The organism is Paraburkholderia sp. RL18-101-BIB-B (assembly GCF_046026985.1).
GTDB lineage: Bacteria > Pseudomonadota > Gammaproteobacteria > Burkholderiales > Burkholderiaceae > Paraburkholderia.
This window is the reverse complement of sequence record NZ_JARESV010000011.1, coordinates 31,800-45,906: the sequence shown is the minus strand read 5'-3', so window position 1 is coordinate 45,906 and position 14,107 is coordinate 31,800. Positions and strand designations below refer to the sequence as shown.

Sequence of the window (14,107 nt, the reverse complement as noted above, 5' to 3'; positions counted from 1 at the left end):
GGCCGCTGTATTGGGCCAGTAACCGGCGCAGACCGGCGACTGCGATAGCAGCGTTGAAGTCATCGAGCCGTGGTCGCTCCAGTGTTCTACCTGGTTTCGATGGTAGTTGGCCGTATGTCTGACCGCTATTACATGAATCTGGAGTCAAGTCTGTTTTTGTCGACGAGGCTCTGTGGTTGAAGCGACGGAGGGCATTGGAGCAGGCGGCCGACGCATGGCGAAAGTCGCCCGGTTGCACTATCTCGCGCCCACCTCCGGTTGGGAAATCTGGACAGGCAAGACGGGGAGGACGACGCCGAAGGTCGCTCCGTAGCCCTCGTTATTGGAGGCGGTAAGCCGACCCTCATGAGCCTCGATAATGGAACGGGACACCGCAAGTCCGATGCCCATCCCCTTGCACTTGGTCGTGACGAATGCGTCGAATATGCTGTCGTCGTCGACGATGCCCGAGCCGTTATCGATGACTTCGAGCAGTATGGACCGGTCGTCAACGGGGCTTGCGGCAATTAGAATCCTGGGTGTGCGTCCCGAGTTCTCCGTGGCCTCTATGCCGTTCGTGATGAGGTTAAGAAGAACCTGTTGAATCTGTATCTGATCGACGAACACTGGAGGCAGGCCATCGGGCAAGTCGAACTCGATGTCGGCGCTACGTCTGGTTTCGTCTTCCCGTAGCAGACGGACGGCTTCGAGGACCATGTCTTTCACATTCCGTTCCCGTTTCTGGAATGTTTGCCGCTTGAACAGTGCGCGGATGCTTTGCATCGTCTCGTCCGCGGAACGGGCATCTCGAACGACGCTTTCCACGGAAAGCCTGGCTTCGCCCAAGTTGGGCGGAGCCGCCGCGAGCCACCGTTTGCAAGCCTGCGCATTGGCGATAACGGACGTGAGAGGCTGATTGAGTTCGTGTGCGATCGACGCCGAGAGTTCTGCGACCGTGGCAATCTGGGTTGCACGCGCGAGTTCAGCCTGAGTCTGTCTGAGCCGGTCCTCCGCGCGCTTGCGCTCGTCGATATCAAGACTGAGCCCATACCATTGAACAATGTTGCCGTCGGCGTCTCTCATTGCTTCGGCAGTGTTCTGGTACCAGCGATAGACGCCGTCTTTTCGGCGAAGCCGCGCAACATGGCAGTACGGTTCGCCAGTCTCGATCGAGTGTGTCCACGCCTGAAGCAGGCTGTCCAGATCGTCAGGATGGAAGGTCTTCTGATAGCCGAGGTTCTCGAGTTGTGAAATATCCAGGCCAACAAATTCGGAGGTCTTCCGATTGACGTAAGTGAGCCTGCCTTGTGGGTCATTGCACCAGAGCATGGCCGGGATGGTCTCGATAAGCTCGTGTAGCTGATGCTCCCGCTGTTCGAGCACTGCTTCCGTTTGCTTGAGATCGTTGATGTCCGTACATACGCCGTACCAGTGCAGGATCTGTCCGCTTTCGTCGCGAAACGGTTCGCCGCGAGCGAGATACCAGCGCAGTTTCCCATCGGCGCCCGTCACCTGGTACGTGTCCTGATAAGACGCACCTTCCTGGACAGCTTGCCTCCAGCGTGAACGGACGCGAAGGCGGTCAGCTTCCGGGATGAGGTTAAGTAACATTTCTCTGTCGAATTCTTCCTCGCCCTTGCCCATGAACTTCAGCATTTGTCGATTCCACCGGTCGACATCTCCTTGCGGTGTGGCGCGCCAGATCATCACGGGCAATGCGTCCACGAGCCTTCGCAAATTAAGCTCTTCCGAGCGAAGAGCCTCCTCGGCTAACTGCCGGTCGTGGATATCCGTCGAAAGCCCATACCAATTCAAAATGTCACCGTTGGCACCCCGCATAGGTGCGCCTTTGCATTGAAACCATCGATACGTGTCGTCGGCCGCCCGGAGCCGATAGACCCAGTCAAAAGGCCTCCCGCTATCGATGGAATTCTGCCAGGCTTCAACAGTCGACGCGGAGTCATCCGGATGCACCAGGTGAAGCCAGCCGTTCGCCACCAAATCATCGAGCTGTAGCCCGGTGTAGTCTTCAGTGCGCTTGTTGGCGTATTGCAGGCGGCCATGGGAGTCCGTACGCCAGAGCAGGCCAGGAACGGTTTCCGCCAGCCAGTTCAGTTGAACCTCATTTTCGCGGATGACCTCTTTAGACCTGTAAAGATCGTCAATGTCGATGGTCACGGCATACCACTTGTAGACGCTTCCGTCCTCGTTGAAGTAAGGAACGGAGCGCGCGTGGTGCCATCGATAGTTACCGTCGCGGTCTGCCCATCGATAGGTCGTATCGTGCGCGCTCTTTTCCTGAAGAGAGCGACGATGGCCCGCCTCTATCCGGTCGCGGTCATCGCGGTGAATGAAACTCAGAAAGCCGAGATTCTGTATGCCCTCAAGCGTCGTACCCGTTTCCTCGAGAATCTGCTGACTCACGTAGTCGAACTCGTGCTCTGTCCGGGTAGCGAAGCGGCCGGGTAATCGATCGAGGAGTTCGCGGGCTTCTTTCTCACTGGCCGCCAATGCCTGTTGAGCCTTGATGGTCTCCTCGATTTCTATTCCGACGAGGTACCAGTTGATGACGTCCCCGCTCGACGAGCGTGATGGCTCGGCGAGAAGACGCTGCCAGCGGTATATGCCGTCGCGCTGCAGCATCCTCACGGCAATGTCGACCGGTTCACGCGCGGCAATGCACGCTTTCCATCGCTGTAGTGCGGCTGCCAGGTCATCGGGATGAATGTAAGCCATCCATCGGTCGCCGACTATTTCCTCCATCGGTCGTCCCAGCGCGGCGACGCCGACTTTATTCACGTAGACAAGCTCGCCGGTGGGTCCACCGACACATACGCATGCCGGCACACTATCCACAATGCGCCGATAGGTTTCCTCTTCGATTCGAAGCAGGGATTCAGCGGTCTTCCGGTCGTGTATGTCCCAGCTCACACCGATCCATCGCAGTAGCCGTCCACTTTCGTTTCTTATCGTTTTGACACGGCAGAGAAACCACCGGTACTCGCCGTCAGTACGTCGGAGTCGAAGCTCGAGCTCTCCCATGTCGTTTCCGGCCAGAAGCGCCCCCCAGTATCGGTCGTTTGTCTGCAGGTCGTCAGGGTGGATTGCGGCTCGGAAAGAGTCGCAGTGGTGTGCTTCCTTTATGCCTGTGTATTCGCACAGGCTGGGGCTCAGGTATTCGATGTGACCAGTGGGCAGCGCGGTCCACACATGGCCGGGAAAAAGATTGCTAATACTTTGAAGTGTCTGGTTCAGTTGGCGGAGTTGCTCATCGAACTGTCCATCCTTCGATCCGGCCGTTGAGTCAGGCTGCGGGGGGCGCCGGGAGGCCAGCTCGGCACAAAGCCATGCCGCCGCGATTGCGACCGCGGAATGGGTGATAGAGCCGGAGTCAAGCGGAGGGTGACCGGCGGTGAATGCCATTCCGGCTATCCCAAGCGAGGCGAACCCAGCGGCCAGACGCCCGAAACTCCTGCCGAAAAAGTGCGCGATCAGGACAACAAAGAGGAGGCTGAGGATGCCGGAAATCGGTTCTAGTAACCCTGCGATGCTGGACGCACTGGATATGGCGACGCTGAGGGCAATATCCCGAGACGAGCGTGGTATCAACACGGTAAGCATGTCAACCTCCGAGTTCGTCGGCGCATTGGACGGTGGTACTTTTGCATGTCTCCGCCCATGGCAGGATCTTCCAGCGCAATGGTGCCTTGCGCAAATTGAGCGGGGGTGTCGTCGGTTGTTTTATGTAGTACGTGCGAGGCCTGGTCGCGCGCAGTGCAGTGCGCACGAATCGGATATGAGGAGACAGCGATCCGTCATACCATAGCGATTCGCTGCTTGCATTTGGGGATCAAAGCTTTTCGAAGACGCGGTTTGGAAGAGCATAGTGGGCTGATAGCAATCACGTGTTTCCGAGTGCGCCGCATCGGGATTTCCAATCAAGCGGACAAGGCGGAACGCTCAGCCTACAATTTCATACACGGCGCTGACATTACATAATCATGTAATGCACGATGCGGCTCCCTACGCTTCCGGGCAACGATTCCCACGGCTATAATTTCTCGTCGGCACGCCCGCCTGAGAGGCACATTCTGCGTGTCTATCGCAGATCGACTGTACCGACGTTAGGGGAGGTTTGCCTGACTACAGGGGGTTCCATGGAATCCGCAAACGAACTGGTCTATGTGGTGGACGACGACAGCCGGGTGCGAGAAGCACTCTCTGCGCTGCTGCGCGCAAACGGAAGAGACGTCCAGGCATTCAGCTCCGGTGGAGAGTTTCTGGACAAACCGCATCGAAATGTGGTGGCATGTCTGATCCTGGATATGAGAATGCCTGGCATGAATGGCCTGGAAGTCCAGAAGCTTCTTCGCATGGACTCTCCGATTCCGGTCATTTTCATTACCGGAGTGGGAGATGTGCCGTCCGTAGTTCTTGCCATGAAGGGCGGAGCTGTCGACTTCCTCACCAAGCCTGTCGATGAAGATGCATTGATGCGCGCGGTCGACGCGGCTCTCGCGAGAGCATACGTTCTTCGCGAGGAAGCGCAGAATGCAGCGACGCTTCAGGCGCTCTATCAATCGCTGACACCTCGTGAGCAGGAACTGTTGCCGCTACTCGCAAGCGGTTTGCTCAACAAGCAGGCGGCGGCAATCCTCGGCATCACTGAATACACCGTGCAGGTGCATCGCGGCCACATCATGAAAAAAATGCAGGCGGATTCGTTTGCTACTCTCGTCCGGCAGGCCGGCAAACTGCAACTCGAAACGTCGTCGACAACCACGTTCGATGCCTGACGTCTGATGCGTGTTAGCACCGACCCGATACGGAAATCTTGCGGCCACCACCAAACGCCCGAACGTCGCGGCGTCGGCGGCCCATCCTTCGGATAGGATCACAAAACGCTAGCCTGGCCGTACAGTCTCACGCGTTCGCACGTCCGCGTGGTCCGGTCTCGCGCATGAACATCGCAAGCACCATTGCGAGCACGATGCCACCGAGCAGCCACGAGCCGGCTGCGCGGAACACCGGCAGATCCATTGCGCCGCCGCTCGCGACGTGGGCAAGCAGCTTGCCGTACGCGGGCGTGAGCAAGGCGCTGAACGTGAATACCAGGAAATTGATCGCGCCGCTGGCGCTGCCCTTGACGTTGTCCGGATTGACTTCCTTGATGACCGTGTAGGGCAGCATTGCCGCACCGGAGCCGATGCCGAGGAGCAGCCCGAGCATATAAGGCGGCGCCACTCCGGCTGGCAGATAGAAAATGCCCGCGCCCGACACAAGCATCAGTAACGCGCCGGCAATCAACACCGGCTTGCGACGCCCCAGACGGTCAGACAGGTAACCTAACAGCGGGCAGCCGATCACCCAGCCGAGCGGCACCATGCTCGCACGATTGACGGCCTCCGCATAGCTGACGTCGAGACCGTTGTGCAGGAACGGAATGCCCCAGATCATGTCGCCGATCGTAGTCGGCAGGAACAGCAAGCCGGCGCAGAAACCGCAGAGATACGACTGCGGATTGGACAGCACTTCCTTGTATGGCGCGAACATCTTCATCCATGAGCCCTGGTTGGCTGGGCTGTCGTCATGGACTGCGGGCGTCGCGAAGAACACCAGCACGGCGATCAAAAGGATGACAAGGCCGGACAGCCACCAGAACTTTTGCCACGTGATGAGGCCGTGAATCAGCGGGGCAACGGCGAACTGCCCTGCGGAGCCGCCCAGCATGCCGAAGCATTGAGTGAATCCCACCGCCGTCGCAAGAGAACGCGGGGGAAAGCCGTGCGTGGCGAGATACACCGCGCCGATGAACCCACACGCCGAACCCGCGCCTTGCAGCAGGCGGCCGACCTGCGCCGCCTCCACGCTGCCCAGACCGAACAGCGCCGCGCCGACGGCAACGAGAACGATGCCGGCCGGAATGACGGCCTTGCCGCCGAGTCGATCGAGCAACGCACCGCAAACGATCGAGAACAGCGCATAGGTGTAGTAGTACAGGCCGACTAGCGCGCCCACGCCCAGCGCATCGCGGGCGAACGCCGCACTCAGCTCGGGTATCATCACGCCCGGCGCCGAACGCAGCATGTACTGCATGAAGTAGAACGCGGCACAGAAAAGCCAGGCGATGACGAAACCCATGTGGATGGGCTGGCGGTCTGATGCAACATTGACGGTGCTGACGGCCTTGCTGGACATGGTTCGATTTCCGTTGAGTTTTGCGGACCGCGTTACCGGAACAGGTTGACCTTTGCGAGATCGATGAGCTGCTGGCCCCGACCGTCCATGACGGCACGAAGCATGAACAGCCCAAAGTGGTAGGCCTGATCAGTGGTGGTCGCGGGAGGCATCACGAGTTCCTGACGCGCGCTCACTACGTCGACGAGAGCCGGGCCCGGATGGGCGAATGCTTCGGCCAGGGCGCCTTCCAGCTCCGCAGGATGCTCGACGCGCACGCCTTTGATTCCTATCGCGTTGGCCATCGCGGCGAAGTTCGGATTTTTCAGGTCACATCCCGTATCGATGAACCCACTGGCCTTCATCTCCATTTCCACGAAGCCGAGTGTTCCGTTGTTGAGCACGACGACTTTGACCGGCAAACCGGTTTGAATCAGCGTCAGGAACTCGCCCATCATCATGGTGAAGCCGCCGTCACCCGACATCGAGATCACCTGTCGGTCCCTGAAAGCAGCCTGCGCGCCGATCGAGTGCAACAACGAATTGGCCATCGAACCGTGGTTGAACGAACCGACCAGTCGTCGTTTGCCGTTCATCTTCAGATATCGTGCGGTCCATGCGATGGGCGTGCCGACGTCGCAGGAGAAGATCGCATCTTCGTCCGCGAGTTCGCTGACGAGCCGCGTCACGTACTGCGGATGGATCGTGCTGCTGCCCGCTTCCGGCTCCGCCAGCGCATCCAGACTCTGGCGAGCCTTGCGATAGTCGTCGAGTGCGCGATTCAGAAAGCTGCTGTCGGTTTTCTGCTGAATCTTGGGAAGAAGTTCATTGAGCGTATCCTTGACGGTTCCCAATACGCCAAGCTCTATCGGGCATCGATTGCCGAGCGCTTCCGCCCGTGTATCGACCTGCGCGATAGTCACCTTCTCCGGGTAGAACTGTCGATAAGGGAAGTCGGTGCCCAACATCAGGAGCATGTCGCAACTCTTCATCGCGGAATAACCAGAAGCGAAACCGACAAGGCCCGTCATGCCCACATCGAATGGATTATCGTATTCGATGTATTCCTTGCCTCGCAGCGAGTGCACGATCGGTGCTTGCAGTTTGCGGGCGAGTTCTACGACTTCCGCATGGGAATCCTTGCAGCCGGCCCCACACAGCAACGTCACTCGCGACGACCGGTTCAGCAGGCCTGCGAGTTCCGTCACATCGTCGTTTGATGGGTGAATCACCGGAGCGGAAGGCGCGCTCCAGGTCGGCACAGGTTTGGTGAGAGGTCCGAGCGCCACATTTCCAGGTATGACGACAACAGCGACGCCTTTACGCGCAACCGCTGTCCGGATGGCGCGGCCCAGAATTTGCGGCAGTTGGTCCGGGCTGGTGACGAGTTCGACGTAGTGGCTACATTCCTTGAACAGGATTTCGGGGTGAGTCGCCTGAAAATAGTCGATGCCGATTTCCGTGCTTGGGACATGCGCGGCGATAGCAAGAACGGGAACGCCGCTGCGTTGGCAGTCGAACAAGCCGTTGATGAGGTGCAGATTCCCCGGACCGCAACTTCCGCAGCAGACTGCGAGCTGTCCCGTGAGATGGGCCTCGGCGCCAGCGGCGAAAGCCGCGCTTTCCTCATGCCGCATGTGAACCCATTCAATCGAACCATCCCGGCGCAGCGAGTCCGTGAATCCATTGAGCGAATCCCCCACGACACCGAACACGCGCTTCACGCCCGCGTTGACTAGTGCACCAACCATGTAGTCGGCAGCTATCGTCGCCATTTCACATCTCCATAGGTGAATGAATTACTACGAGTGCGATGCTTTCGCAGAGAGACCAAAGAGACACGTCCACATGAGCGCGGTGCAATCACCCAGCCGTAGTGGCTGTTTTGAACGGTCCGCAGTGTCAGGTCCTTGATGTTAGTGAGCGTGGCGAAGCGCGGCTATTACATGAATCTGGAATCAGCCTGGACAGGCTATTGGCGCTCGACACTGATTGAGTTACGGCAGGACACCGGAACAAGATTCGGATTACGTAGATATGAAATACGTCGGCCGAGCATGACGTCATCGTTGTTGACGCAGAGCCGGATTTGACCTGTCAGACCGTTTCCTCCACGGGGGTAGCGTCCATGACGGTAGCCAGAATCATCGCTTCGACGTTTCGTGGGGCAGGTCGGCCACGCCTGGGTCGATACACGGCATCGCCTGTTGCAATGGTCTGGCCGCTCAGTGCGCAAACCCCGGCTTTCCTCGCGATGCAGCGCCGCCATGTCTGTTCGCCGTAGCAGCAGGAGGTCGCGTCGCTCCACGCAATGGTTGCCGAGATCTGTCCAGTGCGCTCCAGAATCCGGATCGCGCATTTCGAAAACTTGCCTTTGCCGCACATCGGGCGCGCCCGACTGGACACAATGGGCCGTTGCATTTCGCTTTCGTTCGAGAGGCGCGCCGTCGCGGACTGCCACGTTCTGTCTTCTTCAAAGGGCGCTTGCATGATGCGGTTCCTCGATTCTCATTAGACAAAAAGATGCCGTGCGCAATCAATGTGACGTGCCGGATTCTCGAGCCAACATTCGACCCCGGCTTGATGATAGTCAGCGCAATTGCGGGCCGCTACTACATGAATGTGGAGTGCGTCAGGGTTTGACCAGGAAGAGGAGTCATGGCGGCGACATTACATATTCATGTAATGCGGAATACCTTTTTCGGCGTTATTGTGACGGCTTGGTGCGCCTGCCATCTGTCGACGGGCGGCCCACAGGCTATGATCTTGAAAGGTGCGCTGTCAGTTTCTTCAGAAGGCCTTTGGATGAAGGCGCTTTGTTGGAAATGCAAAGCAAGCGTCACATCTCCGGTGCGCCCGAAGCCGTTTCCCTCACTGCCCAAAACCTGAAATCCGAGGCGAGACGCATCGGCGTATCTGCAAGGCGTAACATTGATTTCAACCATAGAGACGACTTTGAAACGACACATGCCACTAGCCAGAGGCAGATGTTCAAAGCGTGCAATCGGCGCGGCCGCGATTGCCGCGATTCCGATGTCAGGGTGCGCAAATTCGCCATCCATTGGCGTGTTGGGCGCGTACTTTCCCGACTGGCTGTTCTGTATCGTCGCGGGCGTCGTGCTCACGGTCGTCATCTATCTGATCCTCAAGCGCTTACAGGCCGACAATCTGATGGGACCTTCCGCCGTGGTGTATCCCACGCTTGTCGCATTCCTCGCGCTCGCTGTCTGGTTGATGTTCTTCCAACATTGAATTTTTGTCGGGTGGATGAATGGCGACCCCAGCCAGCAGGACATCGAAGAGAAAATGGCCGGCCATCGTGATGGTCGTGGTGACGCTGTTGCTGCTCGTCTACGTCATCCGGGTGTGGGACCGGGCACCTCGCACCGACGACGCTTATGTCTACGCGGATACGATCGACGTCGTGCCCGAAGTCAGCGGCCGCATCGTCGAGTTGGCCGTGCGCGACAATCAGGCGGTGAAGCAGGGCGATCTGCTGTTCCGTATCGATCCGCGCCCGTACCAGGATGCGCTCGCGCGGGGCCAGGCGTCCCTCGTCGCGCTCGACCGCCAGATCGAGCTGACCCAGCGCACGGTCAATGCGCAGCAGTACAACGCGCAGTCGGTGCGTGCGGCCGTCGAGCGCGCGCGAGCCGCAGCCGGCCAGGCGTCCGACACGCTGCACCGCATGGAGCCGCTGTTGTCACACGGTTATGTATCGGCGGAAGACGTCGACCGTGCGCGCACTGCGCAGCGCTCCACGCAGGCCGAACTCAGCGCGGCGCAACTGCAGGCGCAGCAGGCGGCGGCGGCTGTGAGCGGCGTCGATGCGCTGGTCGCGCAACGCGCCGTCGTCATGGCGGAGATCGCGACGGCCGAACTGAACCTGGAGTATGCGACGGTGCGAGCGCCGTTCGACGGACGCATCGTGTCATTGAAGACATCGACCGGCCAGTTTGCCACGGCGCTCAAACCGGTCTTCACCTTGATCGATACGCGCCACTGGTACGTGGTCGCGAATTTTCGCGAGACTGAACTCAAGGGCGTCACGGCGGGGACGCCTGCCACGGTCTACCTGATGAGCGATACGGGCCAGCGTTTTCAGGGCAGCGTCGACTCGATCAGCTATGGTATCGCGCCCGATGAAGCCGGCCTTGCATTGCCCGGCGGATTGCCGCGCATTCAACGCACGCTTAACTGGGTGCATGTATCGCAGCGCTTCCCGGTGAAGATCCGCATCGACAAGCCGAACCCGGAACTGTTTCGCGTCGGTACGTCGGCGGTGGCCGTGCTGGAACCCGGGCGCGGCGACGGCGGCGAGCACCATTGAGGAACCCATGACCGCCGCCGACTATCTGCCCGTCACGCTGCGCGATGCAGGCGCTTTCCTGAGCCGCGAGCTTGCACCGTTTCCAGGGCGTCTGAACGTCATGTTGCGTTCCATGCTGACGAGCGCCATCGTGATCGTCGTGTCGATGGCGCTCGAGGTGCCCGAACTCGCGTTGTCGCTACTCGTGGTGTTCTATGTCACGCAGTCGAACGTGGTGGTGACGCGGCTGGTCGGCGTGATGTTCATGGTCGGCTCGACGCTCGCCATCGGCCTGTCGATCCTGCTGTTGAAATTTACATTCGACTATCCCTTGCTGCGCATCGTCATCGCGAGTCTGATGTTCTTTGGCAGCGTGTACCTGCTCCGGGTGCTCAAGATCGGCGTGGTGTTTTTCATCGTCGCGATCGTCGTGATCTACGTGCAGAGTTTCGTGGACCAGACCGATCAGGCCGACCTGCTGATCCGCGCGGTGTTGTGGGTGTGGATCGCCGTCAACTATCCAATCGCCCTGACGCTCGTGGTGAATACCTTGCTGCTGCCTGCCGAACCGCAATTGCAACTCAAGGCGGAAATCCATCGGCAACTCGTGACGCTGGACGCGCGCCTGACGCAGCTGATCGACGGCACGGCGAGCGCCGCGCGGATCACGCTGGCGGCCGTCCAGCAAGGCGCGCTCACGCTGCAGAAGCTGCTGCGGTTCACGACGATGCGTGATGCAAACTATCGCGAGCATCAGGCATCACAGCTTGCGTGCATTGCGACCGTGTCGCGGCTTTATCGCGGAGCGAGTGAACTGCCGCTCAGTTGGCCAGGCGTGTCGGCAGCGCAACTGGCGATGTTGCGCGAGTTGCGTGCGAACTGCCGCGCGCTCGATGACTCGGTCATGACTGGCGAGCCCTATCGCTACGTGAGCACGGCGACACCTGAAGAGCGCAATGCCGCCGACACGATTCCTGCTGCTGCCGAATCGCAGCGAGCGCTGCGCGCGTACGCCGATCTTGTTACAAGCGGTGCCGCCGCGGCCGGTAAGCCACCCGCGAGCGAACCGATGGTCGCGCCCGACGCATGGACCAATCCTGCGTACACGCGCTTTTCGCTGAAGACGCTGCTCGCTGTTCTTGTCTGCTATGTGTTCTACAACGCCGTGGACTGGCAGGGCGTCCACACGGTCATGCTGACCTGCCTGATCGTCGCGCTGCCGAGCCTCGGCGCATCGACGCAGCGTGCGTTGCTGCGGCTCTCCGGGGCCGCAGTCGGCAGCGCGCTGGCGTTGTTCACGGTCGTGTTCATCGTTCCGCATTTCGACGACATCGTTGGCCTGCTGTTGATCGTGTTGCCTGTCGTTGCCGTAGGGGCGTGGATAACGGCGGGTTCGGAGAGGATCAGCTATGCCGGCCTCCAGGTGATGTTTACGTTCTCGCTTGCATTGCTCGGAGAGTTCGGCCCAACCACGAACCTCACTGAAATCCGTGACCGGATGGTCGGCATTCTGCTGGGTGTTTGCGTGGCGACTTTCGTGCAGATGTCGTTCTGGCGCGAGGGCGAGGGCGATGTGCTGCGACAGAAGCTCGCAACCCTGTTGCGCGCGATTGCAGCACAGTTGCGCCCATCGCAGGTTGGCGCCGGGAAAGGGGATGATCTGCCGTATGCACAGCGCCAGTTGCAGGCGTGGGCCGTGCTGGCCGATTGCGAGACGACGCTCTCGCGTGTCGCGCTCGAGCCCGCCTGGCAGGAAGGCGAGCAGTCGCAACTGACACTGCGCGCACAAACGGTGCTCGCGCAGGGACGCGAGATCATGCTTGCGGGTGATGCGTTGCGCAGCGCGCTCGTGGCGCAAGCGGGATCGTCGAGCCCACACACCATCGACGCAGTGCAGGCGGCCCAGCAACAGGCCAGCGCCGAACTCAACCGGTACGCGGAGGAACTCGCGGCCAACCCACCCGATGCACACGCGCCGCGGCGCATCGAGGTCGCTGCGCAAGCGGTCGAACCGGCTCAACTGGCCGATCGGCCGCTCATCGCCGCAGCGGACGAACTGTCGCGGCAGATCGCGGGGCTGCCGGACTGGCGCGTCGACGCACCGGTCGCGGTGCCGGCATCACCGGCGGTGCGAGCATGAACGCGCGATCGGGTTTGTGCGATTGGCGATGGCGTCGATGCTTTCTATGCATCGCGTGGATATCGTCCGAGCTGTCGGGGTGCGCGCTGATCCATCACAACGGCACGCCCTACACCGAGATCGCGCCCGAGCAAATCAATCTCGCGGACGACATCCACCTCGCACGCGACGGCTGGCCCGCCGCACGTTGGTGGACGCGCTATCGCGATGCCCAGCTCGACGCGCTGATCGATCAGGCGCTCGCCGATGCGCCGACCATGGTCATCGCGCGCACGCGCGTCGCGCAAGCAAAGTCGGATGTGGAGCTTGCCAGAGCGGGTTCCAACCTTCAGGTAGCGGCGCTGGCGTCGCTGGATCGCGAGCATATTTCGGCGAACGGCTTTCTCGGCCCGTTCGCGAGGAACGAACCGGCTGCGGGGCTGACGGGGCCGTGGTACACGGAAGGTGTCGTCGGGCTTGGCGCGAGCCTGGACGTGGACATCTGGGGCAAGCAACGCGCGGAGGTCGCCGCGTCGCTCGGCGTGAGCAATGCGCGGCTCGCCGAGACGTCCGCTGTCGAAATCGAAATCTCGACGGATGTCGCCCAGCTTTACTACGGCATTCAAACGACTTATCAGCTCATCGATCTGCTGAACGAATCGCATGAGATCGCGGAGTTCGCGGTGCAAGCACACGAAGGGCGAGCGGCGCGAGGCCTCGAAGCCCGCACCCAGTTCGAAGAGGCACGCGCGCAGCAACTGGCCATTGAAGGGCAGATCGTGTCGGCGCAAGGGCAGATCAAGCAGTTGCGCGAATCGATGCGCGCGCTGGTCGGCGCGGGGCCCGCCGGACTGCCCGCCATCGAACCCGTTGCGCTGCCGCGCTCGCAGGCTGCCTTGCCGACGACGCTCTCGTACGAACTGCTGGCCCGGCGGCCCGATCTGCAGGCGATGCGATGGTATGTCGAGGCGTCGTTCGACCGGATCGACGCGGCGAAGGCGGCGTTTTATCCAAGCTTCGATATCAAGGCATTTTTCGGCTTCAACGCCTTGCACCTCGCCGACCTCTTCACGCATGCAAGCCAGCAGATCAACCTGATTCCGGGCTTGACCTTGCCGATTTTCGACGGCGGCAGGCTCAACGCGAACCTGAACGGCGCCCGCGAGGGCAGCAACCTGTTGATCGAGCAGTACAACCAGGCCGTTCTCAACGCCGTACGCGATGTCGCGCAGACGGGCAGCCGTCTGCAGTCCCTCGACGCGGAGACTGCGTTGCAGAAACAACGGATCGAATCGGTCGCGTTCACGAGGGACAGCGTCGAAGCCTACTATCAACGCGGGCTGACGAGCCGGCTCGCGGCGCTCGAAGCGCGCCAGCCCGTGGTCGCGGAACAGGTCGCCCTGCTCACGCTCAAGGGTCAAGTGCTCAGTCAGGAGATTGTGTTGACGAAGGCGCTCGGCGGCGGCTATCTCGCCGATCCGCCTGTCGAACTGAAGCCGCGTTGAACGGCGCACGTATTCTGT

Annotated in this window: 10 protein-coding genes; 5 read left to right on the top strand and 5 right to left on the bottom strand. The window is 60.5% G+C overall.

Features of this window, described 5'->3' with window-relative positions; genetic code table 11:
• Positions 1-237: 237 nt before the first annotated feature.
• The gene (locus P0D73_RS18035; protein WP_408432369.1) at positions 238-3,600 is read right to left on the bottom strand and encodes a PAS domain-containing sensor histidine kinase; all 3,363 of its coding nucleotides are present in this window, start codon (positions 3,598-3,600) and stop codon (positions 238-240) included.
• 536 nt (positions 3,601-4,136) lie between these two features.
• Here P0D73_RS18035 and P0D73_RS18030 point away from each other — a divergent pair.
• Positions 4,137-4,775 carry a response regulator transcription factor gene (locus P0D73_RS18030; protein WP_408178783.1) on the top strand — a complete coding sequence of 213 codons (639 nt, stop codon included), beginning with the start codon at positions 4,137-4,139 and terminating at the stop codon, positions 4,773-4,775.
• 127 nt (positions 4,776-4,902) lie between these two features.
• Here P0D73_RS18030 and P0D73_RS18025 read toward each other — a convergent pair whose 3' ends face one another.
• The 4 genes from P0D73_RS18025 to P0D73_RS18010 all read right to left on the bottom strand — a co-directional run bounded on the left by P0D73_RS18025 (position 4,903) and on the right by P0D73_RS18010 (position 9,125).
• On the bottom strand, positions 4,903-6,075 hold the full coding sequence (locus P0D73_RS18025; protein WP_408432465.1) for an MFS transporter: 1,173 nt from the start codon (positions 6,073-6,075) through the stop codon (positions 4,903-4,905).
• Positions 6,076-6,209: 134 nt separating this feature from the next.
• The gene (gene poxB, locus P0D73_RS18020) at positions 6,210-7,931 is read right to left on the bottom strand and encodes a ubiquinone-dependent pyruvate dehydrogenase (protein ID WP_132375896.1); all 1,722 of its coding nucleotides are present in this window, start codon (positions 7,929-7,931) and stop codon (positions 6,210-6,212) included.
• 322 nt (positions 7,932-8,253) lie between these two features.
• Positions 8,254-8,646 carry a DUF3331 domain-containing protein gene (locus tag P0D73_RS18015; protein ID WP_408178781.1) on the bottom strand — a complete coding sequence of 131 codons (393 nt, stop codon included), beginning with the start codon at positions 8,644-8,646 and terminating at the stop codon, positions 8,254-8,256.
• Between the two features lie 188 nt (positions 8,647-8,834).
• Positions 8,835-9,125, bottom strand: coding sequence for a hypothetical protein (locus P0D73_RS18010; RefSeq protein ID WP_408178780.1), 291 nt, complete (start codon positions 9,123-9,125; stop codon positions 8,835-8,837).
• On the opposite strand from P0D73_RS18010, the gene P0D73_RS18005 reads away from it, so the two are divergent.
• The 4 genes from P0D73_RS18005 to P0D73_RS17990 are packed head-to-tail and all read left to right on the top strand — an operon-like array spanning position 9,124 to position 14,089.
• Entirely contained in the window at positions 9,124-9,408 is a 285-nt protein-coding gene (locus tag P0D73_RS18005) for a YtcA family lipoprotein (protein WP_408178779.1), read from the top strand. The two genes, P0D73_RS18010 and P0D73_RS18005, sit on opposite strands and share 2 nt — an antisense overlap.
• 19 nt (positions 9,409-9,427) lie before the next feature.
• Positions 9,428-10,486: a multidrug transporter subunit MdtN gene (mdtN, locus tag P0D73_RS18000; RefSeq protein WP_408432366.1), complete on the top strand. Its 1,059-nt coding sequence runs from the start codon at positions 9,428-9,430 to the stop codon at positions 10,484-10,486.
• Between the two features lie 7 nt (positions 10,487-10,493).
• Positions 10,494-12,605: an FUSC family protein gene (locus P0D73_RS17995; protein ID WP_408432364.1), complete on the top strand. Its 2,112-nt coding sequence runs from the start codon at positions 10,494-10,496 to the stop codon at positions 12,603-12,605.
• Positions 12,602-14,089, top strand: a complete 1,488-nt coding sequence (locus P0D73_RS17990) for an MdtP family multidrug efflux transporter outer membrane subunit (RefSeq protein ID WP_408432362.1) — start codon at positions 12,602-12,604, stop codon at positions 14,087-14,089. The genes P0D73_RS17995 and P0D73_RS17990 overlap by 4 nt, the downstream gene beginning before the upstream one ends.
• Positions 14,090-14,107: the final 18 nt, after the last annotated feature.